This window comes from Devosia sp. LC5 (assembly GCF_000735585.1).
Lineage (GTDB): Bacteria > Pseudomonadota > Alphaproteobacteria > Rhizobiales > Devosiaceae > Devosia.
Genome location: NZ_JNNO01000046.1, coordinates 1 through 12,973, shown reverse-complemented (window position 1 = coordinate 12,973; position 12,973 = coordinate 1). Strand labels below are relative to the sequence as shown.

The window sequence follows — 12,973 nt, the reverse complement described above, 5'->3', positions numbered from 1 at the left end:
CCTAGCTCCCCCGATAAGTCGAATAGGCAAATGGGCTGACCAGCAGCGGCACGTGATAATGCTTGTCCTCGGAGATCGTGAAGCGGATCGGCACCACATCGAGGAATTGCGCCTCGAGCTCCACGCCCAGCCGCTCGAAATATTGCCCGACATGGAAGTGGATTTCGTATTCGCCATTCTGGAACTGGTCGCTGTCGAGCAGCGGCTGATCCACCCTGCCGTCAGCATTGGTATAGCTATCGGCTATGTGGTGCGTATGATCGCCATGCACATAGAGCAGCTCAAGCCGCATCCCTTTGGCCGGCTTGCCATGCATCGTATCCAATACATGCGTCGTCAGGCGTGCATCACCCGCCATAAGCTGCTCCTTGCGTCGTCCCCACGGGAAACCATAGCGCGCGTGGAATTGTTCTTGATACTCTCAATTTGGGAGCATTATGCTGCCAGATCGGCAGCAGTGTAAGATCATGGATTCCAGACCAAAGCCACCCGACCGCCCCCGCGAACATGCCCTTTCCACCGGCCTTTTGGCGCGGGTGTTCCACCAGCCATCGCTGATCTATTTCAACGCCGTGGCGACGCATCTGTCGATCCGCGAGGCGGCGCGACGGCTCGATATCGCCTCCTCGGCCATCACGCGGCAGGTCGCCCAGCTCGAAGATGCCCTCGGGATTGCCCTCTTCATCCGCGAAAAGCGACGGCTGCGGCTGTCGCCAGCGGGCGAAATCCTCTTCCGCCACTCCCGACGCTTAGCGGCGCCCATCGAGGCAGCGGTGTCCGAAATCGAGATGCTGCGTGGCATCAAATCCGGCTCGGTCCGCATCGCGGCAGCCGAAAGCATTGGCCTCTCCTTCCTGCCCCGGCTCATCACCGATTTCGGCCGCCGCTATCCCCGGCTCAATCTCGACGTCTCGGTTACATCCTCATCGGGCGTCATCGAGCGGCTCTTGGATGAGCGCGTCGATATCGGGCTCGGATTCATCGCCAAGCCGCCCCGCCAGATCGACGTCGCCTTCCGCCGCGACGTGCGGATCGGCGCAGTGATGGCGCCCGACCACCCCCTGGCCGCCAGCAAACACCTCACTTTTCGGCAATGCATCGAGCATCCCCTGGCCGTGGCCAAGCCGGAAATCTCCATCCGCGAAGTCATCGAGCCCTTCCTGCGCGGCTCGGCCACCATCCTGCCGCCGCTGGTCGAGGTCGATTCCATCCGCCTCATGGTGGAACTGGCTTTGGGCGGCCACTATGCCTCGATCATGACGCCCATCGGCGCCCAGAACGAAATCGAACGCGGCACCCTGGTCTTCCGCCCGCTCGAAGATAGCGGCCTGCCCACCAACCGCTTCGGAATTATGGTCCGCGGCAGCAGCGCCCTGCACCTGGCCCCCGCAATATTTTTCGACCACGCCAAGGGCTATTTCGAAGGCGTCTCCCTGCCAGGGGCGGTGTAACCGTGCGCCAGGGCATCTAGCGCCCCGCGTCCACATCTGCTTACCTTACCGCCTCCCTCCGACCTTTCCACGAGACAGTCCAATGCGTTACCCCCGCGACATGCACGGCCACGGCCCCACTCCGCCCAATGCCAACTGGCCCGGCAGCGCGCATGTGGCGGTGCAATTCGTGCTCAATTACGAAGAGGGCGGGGAAAACAATATCCTGCATGGCGACGCGGCTTCCGAAGCCTTCCTGGTCGATGTGGTCGGCGCCGCGCCCTGGCCCGACAAGCGCCACTGGAACGTCGAATCCATGTATGAATATGGCGCGCGGGCCGGCTTCTGGCGCCTGCATCGCCTATTCACCGAAGCCGCCTTGCCGCTCACCATTTACGGCGTCGCCACCGCTTTGATGCGCGCCCCGGCCCAGCTTGCCGCCATGCAGGAAGCCGGCTGGGAAATCGCCAGCCACGGCTATAAATGGGTCGAGCACAAGGACATGACGCCCGAGGTCGAGCGCCAGCAGATTGCCGAGGCGATCCGCCTGCACACCATCGCCACGGGCGAGCGCCCCCTGGGCTGGTACACCGGCCGCTGCTCGCTCAATACGGTCGATCTGGTCTCGGAGGCCGGTGGTTTCGCCTATATCTCCGACACTTATGACGACGACCTGCCCTATTGGCGCGTCCATCAGGGCCAGCCCCAGCTCATCATTCCCTATACGCTCGCCGCCAATGACATGCGCTTCGTCACCGCCTCAGGCTTTGACAATGGCGAGGAATATTTCCAGTTCCTCAAGGACAGTTTTGACTGCCTCTATGCCGAGGGCCGAGCCGGCTCGCCCAAGATGATGTCGATTGGGCTCCACTGCCGCCTCGTCGGCCAGCCCGGCCGCTTCCAGGGGCTCAAGAAGTTCGTTGACTACATCAAGAGCTTCGACAAGGTCTGGGTGCCCACCCGCCTCGACATCGCCCGGCACTGGGCTAGGGAACACCCCTATCGGGCCCCCGAATTCATCCCCTCGCAACTGCCCAAAGCCGAGTTCGTCGAAAAATTCGGCTCGATCTTCGAGCACTCCCCCTGGATTGCCGAACGCGCGTGGGAGGGTGAGCTGGCCCCGGCCAATGACACCGCCATAGGCCTGCAATTTGCCTTGCGCACCCAGTTCCGCCTGGCCACCGATGAAGAACGGCTCGCCGTGCTGCGCGCCCACCCTGATCTGGCTGGAAAATTGGCCGCCGCCAAGCGGCTGACCGCAGCTTCGACCGAAGAACAGGCCTCCGCCGGCCTCGATGCCCTGACCGACGCCGAGCGCGAAAAGTTCACCGCGCTCAACAAAACCTATGTCGAAAAATTCGGCTTCCCGTTCATCATCGCGGTCAAGGACAATACCAAGGCCTCGATCCTTGCCGCCTTCGAGGCGCGCATCACCAACAGCGCCGCCGAAGAGTTCAAGGCGGCCTGCGCGCAGGTCGAACGCATTGCGCTGCTGCGGCTAAAGGCGATCCTGCCGTAAATCCGGCAGATCGGCTTCCCGCAGCAGGGTGGCCAGCAAGGCCAACAGCCCGAGCCAAGGCACATTGTGCCGCAGCCAATCCGCCGTTTGCCGCCCGCTATGGTGCTCATGTTCACTCATGAGCACCATGATGCGCGCCAATAGTTGATGATTTGGTAAGCCTAACGCCGCGCTACCAGGCGTCCGGCGTGCGCACCAGATGCACTATCCCGGCCGGGTTGAAGAACCACCCACCCTTGAATCCCTCGCCCAGCGGTTCGATGCCATCATTGCGAACCACGCCCGCCACCTCCAACGCACTTGCTGCAGCAGGGAAATCCGGCGTGAACAGCTCGAGCCACACCTCGGCTTGCGACAATTGCGGCACATGGTCGATCCACAGCCGGTTCGGCCCATAGACAAAGCCGACCACATCCGGCTTCTCCGGAACGCGCTGCAGCCCAAGAGTGTCCCGGTAGAACGCCACGGTGGCTTCGTAGCAATGGGTCGGCACCTTCATGGCAATATTGATACCGCCGCCGATTTCGGCACTCACTTGTAAAACCCCTCGCGCAGATTGATGCCGTGCTCGATATAGGCCTTGAGCGCGCACAGCATGCCGGTCCAGCCTTCGCAATTGCCCAAAGCCGCCTTGAGCCCTGCATCGCCGTCGCGCCAGCCTTTTTCCGCGATGGTCACCAGCGTCCGGCCATCATCGAGCCCCGAAAAGCTCATGGTGACCGTCGTGTCATAGGCCGGCCCGCCATCCTCGGCCGCCTGCCAATGCAGCACGATTTCCTTGTCTTTCTCGACCCGCTCCACCTTCACCGGAAACGCCCCGGGAAAATCGGCAAAGTCCCACGTCACCGTCGCTCCCATCTCGAGCCGCCCCTTGGCGCCGCCGGTGGTGAAATAGCCCGACAGCTGCTTGGGGTCCGCCACCGCCTCGAACACTTCATGCACCGGCTTGGCGATGCGCCCGCTGACCCTGAAATCATAAGCCATCTGTCTCTCCTCATGCTTGACTGCCCTTACGATATGTTATAAAAATATAACATGTCAACTGAAGACGAAAACGACAGCATCTTCAAGGCCCTGAGCCACCGCGCCCGCCGGCACATCCTTGATCTGCTCAAGGACGAGCCACGCACCACCGGCATGCTCTGCGACCTGCTGCCCGAGCTCGACCGCTGCACCGTGATGCAGCATCTCAAGGTGCTCGAAGAAGCCGGGCTGATCGTCGTCGAACGGCGCGGTCGCGAGCGCTGGAACCATCTCGATGCCCTGCCCATCCATGCCCTGCACGAACGCTGGATCGGCCCCTACGCCACCTATGCCGCCGCCATGCTGAGCAAGCTCAAACGGCAGGTGGAAGCGCCAGAGCGCTCTTGACGAAGCGGGCGCCGCGCTGTCCAGTCAAGCCAGACGCCGCGTTGCCGCCAGGAGACCACTTGACCACTTCCCCCTATGCCATTCCGTCCGCTGGCCTGCCCGCCCAGACGGCCCTCCATACCGGCCGCGCCGTCTTCACCGAGGCCTATGCGGTCATCCCCCATGGGGTGATGCGTGATATCGTCACCAGCTATCTGCCCCATTGGACCGATACCCGCGCCTGGGTGATCGCCCGGCCGCTCTCGGGCTTTTCCGAGACCTTTTCGCAATACATCATGGAAGTGCTGCCCGGCGGCGGCAGCGAAAAACCCGAGCCCGATGCAACAGCCGAAGGCGTTCTCTTCGTCGTCAAAGGCGAAGCCAGTCTCACCATCGACGGCAAATCCCACCTGCTGACCACCGGCGGCTATGCCTTCCTGCCCCCCGGCTGCGCCTGGACCCTGTTCAACAAGAGCGCTGCCCCCGTCAGTTTCCATTGGGTGCGCAAGCGCTATGAGGCCGTCGAGGGGATCGAGCTACCCACCGCCTTCGTCGCTAATGAACGCGACACTCCCATCCGCTGGATGCCCGGCACTGACGATCGCTGGGGCACTACCCGCTTTGTCGAGCCCACCGATCTGCGCCACGATATGCATGTCAATATCGTTACGTTCGAACCCGGCGCCTCGATCCCGTTCGAGGAAACCCATGTCATGGAACACGGCCTCTACGTGCTCGAGGGCAAAGCGGTCTACCGGCTCAACCGCGACTGGGTCGAGGTCGAAGCCGGCGATTTCATGTGGCTGCGCGCCTTCTGTCCCCAGGCCTGCTACGCCGGCGGCCCCGGCCGGTTCCGCTACCTGCTCTACAAGGACGTCAACCGCCACATGAAACTGAGCCTGCGCTGATGAGCGAGCAGGCCATTTTCATTGAGCCGCTGACGGTGGAGGCTTTCGCCCCCTTCGGCCAGGTGATCCAGACCGCGGGCGCCCATCATTACCCGATCAATGCGGGCATGACCGAGCGCTTCCACGACCTGGCCAATGTGCAATTGGGCGGCGATAATCCCCGCCCCCTGATCTCAATCTTCCGTGGCCAGCCCTATGCCATTCCGCTCAGCCTCAAGCTGGTCGAGCGCCACCCCCTGGGCAGCCAGGCCTTTTATCCCCTCTCGGAACGTCCCTTCCTCGTCGTCGTCGCGCCTGACATGGACGGTGTACCGGGCGCGCCCCGCGCCTTCCTCACCGGGCCAGGCCAGGGCGTCAATATCGCGATGAACACCTGGCATGGCGTGCTGACGCCGCTGGAGCGCGATAGCGATTTCCTCGTTGTCGATCGCGGCGGCGATGGCAATAATCTGGAAGAATATCTTTACCCCGCGCCATTCATCGTCAAACACGCCGATTGAAACCCCGGTGGGCGAGCATCCATAATGCTGCCAAGGCGTTACGTGAGGACCGATTGCTTGAGAGGGAGGACACCATGCTCAAGATCGTGCTGACCCTGTTGCTGCTGCTCACCACCGGATTTGGCTCGGCCATTGCGGCCGAGGACCTGACCTTTTCCGGCGAAGTGACCTATCGCCAACGCATCGCCCTGCCGGAAAATGCCCAGCTCCGCGTGACGCTGGTCTCGCTCAGTGCCGAGGGGCCCAGGCCCATTGCCGGCGCCACCGCCCTGCTCGCCGCCCCCGGCCAGGTGCCGCTCTCCTTTGCCTTCGACGTGCGCTCCAATGTGGTCGCTGCGAGCGGACATTATGGCCTCTCCGCTGAAATCCTTTCGGGCGATATCGTCGTGTTCCGCGACGCCGCTCCTGTGCCGGTGGATTTGCAAGCCATCGCCCCCGTCACCATTATCGTCCAGCCCGTTCCCGTCCCCACCGACCCGGTCGCCACGCTCGATATCATGCCCACCATTTTTGAAACCGAATGGATCGTCGACAGCATCGGCGGCACGCCCGTTCTGGCCACGGCCATGCCAACCCTCTCCATCGCCCCCGAAGGCCGTGCGGGCGGGCATGGCAGTTGCAACAGCTATTTCAGCGAAGCCGCCTTTGCCGATAGCGGGCTCAAATTCGGCCCCGTCGCTGGCACCCGCATGGCCTGCGCCCCCGAAATCATGGCTCAGGAAGCCGCACTCTTCGCCGCCCTCGCCGCCACAGCGGGCTACGAGATCAAAGGCAATATCCTCTACCTCAACGATGCCGGCGGCACCTCGCTGGTTGTACTGCACGCCGCACCATAGAAAGTTAAAGATGGATTCTGCCGCTCTGATCGACCGCCTCCTCGACGTCATCGAGCAGGACATCGCCCCTGTGACCCAAGCCGGCGTGGCGCGCGGCAACAAGCTGTTCGGGGCGGCCATCCTGCGCAAGTCCGATCTCTCGGTCGTCGTGGCCGAAACCAATAACGAGGTCGAAAACCCGCTCTGGCATGGCGAAATGCATGCCATCAAGCGCTTCTTCGAACTCCCCGCCGACCAGCGCCCCGCCGTCAAAGACTGTCTGTTTCTCGCCACCCACGAGCCCTGCTCGCTGTGCCTGTCCGGCATCACCTGGTCGGGCTTCGACAATTTCTATTTCCTGTTCAGCCACGAAGACAGCCGCGATAGCTTCGCCATCCCCTACGACATCCAGATCCTCAAGGCGGTCTACGCCACCCCGGACCCCGAAACCGGCACGGTCTCCCCCGACCGCCCGCTCTACAACGCCACCAATCAATATTGGACCAGCCACAGCATCGCCCGCATGATCGCGGGCCTCGACCGTGGCCACCGCGAAACCCTGCTGGCCCGCTTCGACGACGTGAACGCGCTTTATGCAGACCTCTCCGCTGCCTACCAGAAGGACAAAGGCAACAAGGGTATTCCACTGGCGTGAGGATATTAGGGAGACCTCATGGTGAGCCTGTCGAACCACGAGGTCGAGCGAGTGGAGGCTTGGCCGCCACGACCTCGTCCTTCGACAAGCTCAGGATGAGGTCTGCTGGGATGTGGCTTTCCCCACATACCTGCCATGCCGAACCAATCGCCGCACCATGCGTTGATGCTTCAGAATACTTCCCTTCCGAGGCACGTCATGTCCCAGATCGACCAGGCAGAGCCACACGCCATTCCGCGTTTGGCCATCTTCACCGACTTCGACGGCACATTGGTCGAACTGGCCGAAACGCCGGACGGCATCGATGTTCCCGTATCGCTGGCCCATCAGCTTGAGCGCACCGCGCGCGAGCTCGACAGCGCCTTTGCCGTCCTCACCGGCCGCGAGATCGAGGATATCGACAAATATCTGGCCCCGCTCACCCTGCCCATTGCCGGTGCCCACGGCACCCAGCGCCGCCGCGCCGACGGGTTCGTTGAAACCGTCGATCCCGCCGCAATCCTTGCTGCCGAGGAAATTGCCCGCACCATCGAGCCGCTGGTAATGACCCATCCAGAACTGGTGCTCGAAGCCAAGGAAGGCGCCGTGGCCCTGCATTACCGGCAAGCGCCCGAGCTTGAAGATGTATGCCGCCACGCCATGGAAGAAGCCGTCAACGGCATTCCCGATTTCACCCTGGTCGCCGGCAAGATGGTCATCGAGGCCCGCCCCCGCAGCATGACCAAGGGCACCGCCCTGCGCGCCTTCATGCAGGAAGAGCCGTTCCTGGGCCGCCTGCCGATCTTCATCGGCGACGACACCACCGACGAAGACGGCTTCATCGCCGCCCAGGAATTGGGTGGCGTCGGCATCAAGCTGGGCGAAGGAGAAACCTCGGCGCGCATGCGCATCGCCAATGTCGCCTCGGTCCACGCCTTGCTGCAGGGCCTGGGCGACATCGTCGCCCGGGACCGGGAATATGAACAGACGCATTAGGACGCCCGATCTGCACCTCCCTTGCGGAGCTGCAGTTCGGCGTCTGGACTAAAATAGGGGCAAACATATGAGCCGTTTGATCGTCGTTTCCAATCGCACGCCGGGAAAAGGCCCCGCCGCGGGCGGATTGGCCGTTGCCTTGCGCAAGACCCTCAGCGAGCGCGAAGGCTTCTGGTTCGGCTGGTCCGGCCGGCTGACGGAACATCCCGAGCGCGAGGCGCGCTTCGAAGATATCGATGGCCTCTCGGTCGCCCAGATCGATCTGACCCGCGACGATCACCACGATTATTACGCCGGCTTTTCCAATTCGATCCTGTGGCCCAGTTTCCACCTGCGGCTCGATCTCGCCACCATCGAGGCCCATTGGTATGAGGGCTATCGCCGCGTCAATGTGCAATTCGCCCGTGCCCTCTTGCCCCTGCTCAAGCCCGATGACGTGATCTGGGTGCACGATTATCACCTGATCCCGCTGGCCAGCGAATTGCGCAATCTGGGCGCCCGCAACCGCATCGGATTTTACCTCCACATCCCATTCCCCACTTCCGACGCGCTCTACGCCATTCCCCACCACAACGATCTGATGCGCGACCTGTCGCGCTATGACCTCGTCGGCATGCAGGCCAAGCGGGACGTCGCCGCCTTCACCGAATTCGCCGATCACCAATCGCCCTCCTCCCTCTCGGGCAATCCGCTCAAATCGGTGGATTTCAGCCGCACCGAGGTCGATTCCTTCCCCATCGGCTCAGACCCGGACGCATTCGCGCGCCTCTCGGTCAGCCCCGCCGCGACCAAGATGGTCAAGCGCATGGAGCGGGTGCTCCGCGAGCAGAAGCTGATCCTGGGCGTTGATCGGCTCGACTATTCCAAGGGCCTGCCGCAGCGCGTCGAAGCCTATGAAAAGCTGCTCGCCAACAATGCCCGCTTCCGCCGCCATGTGCATATGCTGCAGGTGGCGCCGCCGTCGCGCGACACGATCAAGGAATATCAGGAAACCAGCGACGCGCTCGACGCCATGTGCGGCCGTGTGATGGGCCGCTTTGCCGAGCCCGATTGGCAACCCCTGACCTATGTCAAGCGCGCCTATGGCCAGCCCAGCCTCGCCGGGCTCTACCGCCTGGCCAAGGTGGCTCTGGTCACCCCGCTGCGCGATGGCATGAACCTGGTGGCCCACGAATATGTCGGCTCGCAAAACCCCAAGGACCCGGGCGTGCTGGTCTTGTCGCGCTTTGCCGGCGCTGCCGAGATTTTCGACGGCGCCATCGAGGTCAACCCCTTCGACACCGACGAAACCGCCGAAGCCCTGCGCATCGCCCTCGACATGCCACTCGACGAACGCATCGCCCGCTGGACGTCCCTGATGGAGGCCGCCCGCGAACACAATGTCGACGCCTGGGCCGCCCGCTTCCTCGATCGCCTCGCCCCCGCCACTACCGCCGGCAGCGGCACCAGGGATATTCTGTACCTGGCATCGGTGGCGTGATCGCTCACCAAATGGTCATGCGCCTTTCCGGCTTGTAACGCTCTTTTCTAGCTACAAACCGCTATCAGGATATCCAAGGCCGGCGTTGAGCGGAGCATCCGAGATCCGGCAGAACCGCAAAAAGGGGGTTACATGACCAGAATCAATCGCCGCGATGCCTTCCGGGGCCTCGCCGTCACCGCATCGGGCGGCCTGCTGATGAGCCAATCGGCTTTCGCGCAGGAAGCCGCCGCCCCGGCCAGCCAGACCGCCGCCCTGCTCCAGGGCGCAGATGTCTGCGTCATCATCCCGGAGGTTACCGAAGGCCCCTATTATTTCGACCCGGCCATGGAGCGCGCCGACATCACCGAGGGCCGACCGGGCATTCCCATGCGCCTGCGGCTGCAAGTGGTCGATGCCGCTTGCGTGCCCATGACCGGCGCGCGGGTCGATATCTGGCATTGCGATGCCAGCGGGGTCTATTCCGGCTATGCCGGCCAGGGCGATGATGGCAGCGTCGATACGACCGGCGAAACCTTCATGCGCGGCACCCAATTCACCGCCGAAACCGGCATTGTCGAATTCGAGACCGTCTATCCCAGCTGGTATCGCGGCCGCACCACCCATATCCATTTCAAGGTGTTTCTGGACCAGACCAATATCCTGACCGGGCAGATCTTTTTGCCCGACGCGCTGAGCGAATATATCTATCTCAACGTCGCGCCCTATAACGACCGCAGGGAGGAGCGCGACACGCTCAACTCCAATGACAGCATAGCCACCCAATCCACTCGCGCCGCCTTCGCCTTCGTCAAGGAATTGGAGGCGGAATATCTGGTCGCCATGATCGTGGGCGTCGATCCCAATGCGCAATCCGCTGTAGGCTTTGGCGGCGGCGACAGGCCAGCAGGCGGCCCACCGCCAGATGGCGCCGGCGGTCCCCCGCCCGGCGGTGGCGGGCCGACGGGCACGGCGGATCGCTCAACCATGGTACCGCCGCTCAAAGAGTAAATTCAAACCACGGAGTCGTCCCGGCGCAGGCCGGAATGACCCGGTGGGAGTGGGTAGCTTAGTGAAAACAAGAAGGGCGGCCCTCGCGGACCGCCCTTCTTTCAATTCGAAAACCCCTTACGAGGCTGCACGCCCGCGCTGACGATCCGCATTGGACCGCCCATTGGTGCGGGCCGCGTCCTTCTGGGTTTTGCCCCAGCGCTGCTTCTTGGCCTCGGGCTTGGCGCCGACAGGCTTGCCGGTTTCAAGATCCCGGCGCACACGATTGACCTGGCCCTCGGGCCGGGCAGCGCGAGGCGCTTCGGCTGGACGCGCGCGCGGTGTTTCGGACGGCTGGTGGTGCGGCTGGCCCTTGCCGGCATCCTTGGCGAATTCGGCAAAGGGACGGCGCTCGGCGGGCGAACGGCGATCGACCTGCTGGCGCGGGTTCTTGGCCGAACGCGGACCCGGACGGCCACCATTGGGCTTCTTGTAGGCCGAACGCGGGGCTTCATTGACGCCGGTATCATTGCCCAGATGCAGGTCACCCGACACCGGCAGCGTGCGGCGGATCAAGCGTTCCACATCGCGCAGCTTGCCGCGCTCGGTGCCGTCGCACAGGGTAATGGCAATGCCCGAGGCGCCGTTGCGGCCCGTGCGGCCAATACGGTGCACATAGTTTTCCGGATCATCAGGCAGCTCGTAATTGACCACATGGGTGATGCCGGGCACGTCGATCCCACGGGCGGCAATATCGGTCGCCACCAGAATGCGGACATCGCCCGAAGCAAAGCCCTTGAGCGCATTCTGGCGCGCATTCTGGCTCTTGTTGCCATGGATCGCCGCGGCCTTGTGGCCATCGAGATCGAGGTTCTTGGCGACGCGGTCGGCACCATGCTTGGTGCGCGAGAAGATGATCACGCGTTCCATGTTTTCGGTTTCGCTGGCCAGCAGTTCATTGAGCACGCCGCGCTTGGCCTTGGCACCGGAAAGGATCACGCGCTGGTCGATCTTGACCACGGTGGAGCCGGCAACCGAAGCGTCAACACGCACCGGATCGTTCAGCAGGCCCTTGGCCAGGTCAGCGATCTCAGGCGCCATGGTGGCGGAGAACAGCATGGTCTGGCGGCGCTGGCCGATGGCCTTGGCAATGTGCTTGACCGGGGCGATAAAGCCCATGTCGAGCATGCGGTCGGCCTCGTCGAGCACCAGCCAGCGGGTTTCGTTCAGCTTGATCTTGCCGTCATCCATCAGGTCCTTGAGACGGCCGGGGGTGGCGACAACGACGTCGACGCCCTTGGCAATCTTCTGCACCTGGTGGTAGCGCGACACGCCGCCCAGCACGAGCACGGTGGACAAAGCCATCTTGGAGCCGGCAAATTTGCGGATGTTTTCGTCGATCTGCACGGCCAGTTCACGCGTCGGCGCCAGGATCAGCGCACGGGTGGTCATCGGCCGGGCCTTGCCGGTCAGGGTCAGGATACCGGCCAGGATCGGCAGGCCGAAAGCGGCCGTCTTGCCCGAACCGGTCTGGGCAATGCCCATCAGGTCCTTGCCTTCCAGCAGCTTGGGAATGGCCTGGGCCTGGATCTTGGTGGGCACGGTAAAACCACCAGCGGTGAGGCTGTCGGTCAGAACGGCGGGCAGGCCCAGAGAAGTAAAATCAGTCAATGTTTAGTCTTTCTGCGCATCAAGCGCATGGCGGCGCGCAGAACAATGCAGCGCGCATGTCGCCAGCCGCACCTGCGGTGGCGAGGGTCAACAAACGCAATCGGGCGATAAAGGGAGATATCGCGCGGGTGCTGGCTCGAACCCGGACATACTGTTTCCGGGCTGACTTCGCCGCTCACCGCTAGGATCGATAAGAAGAGAAGTCCGTCGCTGATAGGCTTGCTGGCAATGTCCAGCTGCGACGATGCTGCCTAAATGGGGGAAGCGAGCTGAAATAGCAAGGCAATTCGTGTTTTGCCGATGCATGGCGGGGTTGCAGAGGCGGGATTGGGGCCCTCATTACCCTCAGGGCTGGCCATCGCATATCCTCTGATCGCGGTGCTCTATCGTCCCCTCGCCCCTCAGGGGAGAGGGCCAGGGTGAGGGGTGCGATGCTCGGACATCACCCCCGCGGCAGCATCGCACCCCTCACCCGGCACTACGCGCCGACCTCTCCCCTGAGGGGCGAGGTGAGCCAGGGCATCGGCGGGTGGTGGCGGCGGCAGGCGGCTTCAAACCCCCCCCTAACAACAATAACCAACTATCCGCCCCACACCCCCCCTGCCCCCCCCCCATCGCGACGAAACACTCAAAACCTCCACCATCACGACCATCCTGCGGTGCTTAATGCACACCCCCCCCCGCCCCCCGCCCCCGCTCCA

The 12,973-nt window shown here is 63.2% G+C and carries 15 protein-coding genes; 10 read left to right on the top strand and 5 right to left on the bottom strand.

Going from position 1 to position 12,973, the window contains the following annotated elements:
* Window position 1: 1 nt before the first annotated feature.
* The gene (gene uraH / locus FF80_RS19190) at window positions 2-358 is read right to left on the bottom strand and encodes a hydroxyisourate hydrolase (RefSeq protein ID WP_035103304.1); all 357 of its coding nucleotides are present in this window, start codon (window positions 356-358) and stop codon (window positions 2-4) included.
* Between the two features lie 109 nt (window positions 359-467).
* Between uraH and FF80_RS19185 the strand changes: the two genes are divergently transcribed.
* Both FF80_RS19185 and puuE read left to right on the top strand, forming a co-directional pair.
* A complete protein-coding gene (locus FF80_RS19185) occupies window positions 468-1,451 on the top strand; it encodes a LysR substrate-binding domain-containing protein (protein WP_052153774.1) in 984 nt (327 codons plus the stop codon).
* A gap of 82 nt (window positions 1,452-1,533) precedes the next feature.
* The gene (gene puuE, locus FF80_RS19180) at window positions 1,534-2,949 is read left to right on the top strand and encodes an allantoinase PuuE (protein ID WP_035103302.1); all 1,416 of its coding nucleotides are present in this window, start codon (window positions 1,534-1,536) and stop codon (window positions 2,947-2,949) included.
* On the opposite strand, the gene FF80_RS22025 is transcribed toward puuE, so the two are convergent.
* Genes FF80_RS22025 through FF80_RS19170 form a run of 3 tightly spaced genes read right to left on the bottom strand, consistent with a single transcriptional unit; the run spans window position 2,929 to window position 3,933 of the window.
* Window positions 2,929-3,078 (bottom strand): hypothetical protein, encoded by a 150-nt coding sequence (locus FF80_RS22025; protein WP_160172863.1) that lies wholly within the window; start codon window positions 3,076-3,078, stop codon window positions 2,929-2,931. The genes puuE and FF80_RS22025 overlap by 21 nt on opposite strands.
* Window positions 3,079-3,121: 43 nt before the next feature.
* Window positions 3,122-3,484 (bottom strand): glyoxalase/bleomycin resistance/dioxygenase family protein, encoded by a 363-nt coding sequence (locus tag FF80_RS19175; protein WP_035103300.1) that lies wholly within the window; start codon window positions 3,482-3,484, stop codon window positions 3,122-3,124.
* Window positions 3,481-3,933 (bottom strand): SRPBCC family protein, encoded by a 453-nt coding sequence (locus FF80_RS19170; RefSeq protein ID WP_035103298.1) that lies wholly within the window; start codon window positions 3,931-3,933, stop codon window positions 3,481-3,483. The genes FF80_RS19175 and FF80_RS19170 overlap by 4 nt, the downstream gene beginning before the upstream one ends.
* Before the next feature lie 51 nt (window positions 3,934-3,984).
* On the opposite strand from FF80_RS19170, the gene FF80_RS19165 reads away from it, so the two are divergent.
* The 8 genes from FF80_RS19165 (at window position 3,985) to FF80_RS19130 (ending at window position 10,622) form a co-directional block, all read left to right on the top strand.
* Window positions 3,985-4,320, top strand: coding sequence for a metalloregulator ArsR/SmtB family transcription factor (locus FF80_RS19165; RefSeq protein WP_035103297.1), 336 nt, complete (start codon window positions 3,985-3,987; stop codon window positions 4,318-4,320).
* A gap of 59 nt (window positions 4,321-4,379) precedes the next feature.
* Window positions 4,380-5,207 (top strand): bifunctional allantoicase/(S)-ureidoglycine aminohydrolase, encoded by an 828-nt coding sequence (locus FF80_RS19160; protein WP_035103296.1) that lies wholly within the window; start codon window positions 4,380-4,382, stop codon window positions 5,205-5,207.
* The gene (locus tag FF80_RS19155) at window positions 5,207-5,707 is read left to right on the top strand and encodes an ureidoglycolate lyase (RefSeq protein ID WP_035103294.1); all 501 of its coding nucleotides are present in this window, start codon (window positions 5,207-5,209) and stop codon (window positions 5,705-5,707) included. The genes FF80_RS19160 and FF80_RS19155 overlap by 1 nt, the downstream gene beginning before the upstream one ends.
* Window positions 5,708-5,781: 74 nt before the next feature.
* The gene (locus FF80_RS19150; protein WP_035103292.1) at window positions 5,782-6,543 is read left to right on the top strand and encodes an META domain-containing protein; all 762 of its coding nucleotides are present in this window, start codon (window positions 5,782-5,784) and stop codon (window positions 6,541-6,543) included.
* A gap of 10 nt (window positions 6,544-6,553) precedes the next feature.
* The gene (locus FF80_RS19145; protein WP_035103290.1) at window positions 6,554-7,177 is read left to right on the top strand and encodes a nucleoside deaminase; all 624 of its coding nucleotides are present in this window, start codon (window positions 6,554-6,556) and stop codon (window positions 7,175-7,177) included.
* A 198-nt stretch (window positions 7,178-7,375) separates the two neighbouring features.
* Window positions 7,376-8,152 carry a trehalose-phosphatase gene (gene otsB, locus FF80_RS19140; RefSeq protein WP_081917550.1) on the top strand — a complete coding sequence of 259 codons (777 nt, stop codon included), beginning with the start codon at window positions 7,376-7,378 and terminating at the stop codon, window positions 8,150-8,152.
* Between the two features lie 67 nt (window positions 8,153-8,219).
* Complete coding sequence (locus FF80_RS19135; protein WP_081917549.1) at window positions 8,220-9,632, top strand: trehalose-6-phosphate synthase; 1,413 nt, start codon at window positions 8,220-8,222, stop codon at window positions 9,630-9,632.
* Between the two features lie 132 nt (window positions 9,633-9,764).
* A complete protein-coding gene (locus tag FF80_RS19130; protein ID WP_035103288.1) occupies window positions 9,765-10,622 on the top strand; it encodes an intradiol ring-cleavage dioxygenase in 858 nt (285 codons plus the stop codon).
* 117 nt (window positions 10,623-10,739) lie between these two features.
* Here the strand turns inward: FF80_RS19130 and FF80_RS19125 are convergent, their stop codons facing one another.
* Window positions 10,740-12,272 (bottom strand): DEAD/DEAH box helicase, encoded by a 1,533-nt coding sequence (locus FF80_RS19125; protein ID WP_052153773.1) that lies wholly within the window; start codon window positions 12,270-12,272, stop codon window positions 10,740-10,742.
* Window positions 12,273-12,973 lie beyond the last annotated feature (701 nt).

Excerpts from the sequence above, each read along its gene's own strand:
- uraH (WP_035103304.1), bottom strand. The coding sequence starts at position 358 with ATGGCGGGTGATGCACGCCTGACGACGCATGTATTGGATACGATGCAT.
- FF80_RS19185 (WP_052153774.1), top strand. The coding sequence starts at position 468 with ATGGATTCCAGACCAAAGCCACCCGACCGCCCCCGCGAACATGCCCTT.
- puuE (WP_035103302.1), top strand. The coding sequence starts at position 1,534 with ATGCGTTACCCCCGCGACATGCACGGCCACGGCCCCACTCCGCCCAAT.
- FF80_RS22025 (WP_160172863.1), bottom strand. The coding sequence starts at position 3,078 with ATGGTGCTCATGAGTGAACATGAGCACCATAGCGGGCGGCAAACGGCG.
- FF80_RS19170 (WP_035103298.1), bottom strand. The coding sequence starts at position 3,933 with ATGGCTTATGATTTCAGGGTCAGCGGGCGCATCGCCAAGCCGGTGCAT.
- FF80_RS19165 (WP_035103297.1), top strand. The coding sequence starts at position 3,985 with ATGTCAACTGAAGACGAAAACGACAGCATCTTCAAGGCCCTGAGCCAC.
- FF80_RS19155 (WP_035103294.1), top strand. The coding sequence starts at position 5,207 with ATGAGCGAGCAGGCCATTTTCATTGAGCCGCTGACGGTGGAGGCTTTC.
- FF80_RS19150 (WP_035103292.1), top strand. The coding sequence starts at position 5,782 with ATGCTCAAGATCGTGCTGACCCTGTTGCTGCTGCTCACCACCGGATTT.
- FF80_RS19145 (WP_035103290.1), top strand. The coding sequence starts at position 6,554 with ATGGATTCTGCCGCTCTGATCGACCGCCTCCTCGACGTCATCGAGCAG.
- otsB (WP_081917550.1), top strand. The coding sequence starts at position 7,376 with ATGTCCCAGATCGACCAGGCAGAGCCACACGCCATTCCGCGTTTGGCC.
- FF80_RS19135 (WP_081917549.1), top strand. The coding sequence starts at position 8,220 with ATGAGCCGTTTGATCGTCGTTTCCAATCGCACGCCGGGAAAAGGCCCC.
- FF80_RS19130 (WP_035103288.1), top strand. The coding sequence starts at position 9,765 with ATGACCAGAATCAATCGCCGCGATGCCTTCCGGGGCCTCGCCGTCACC.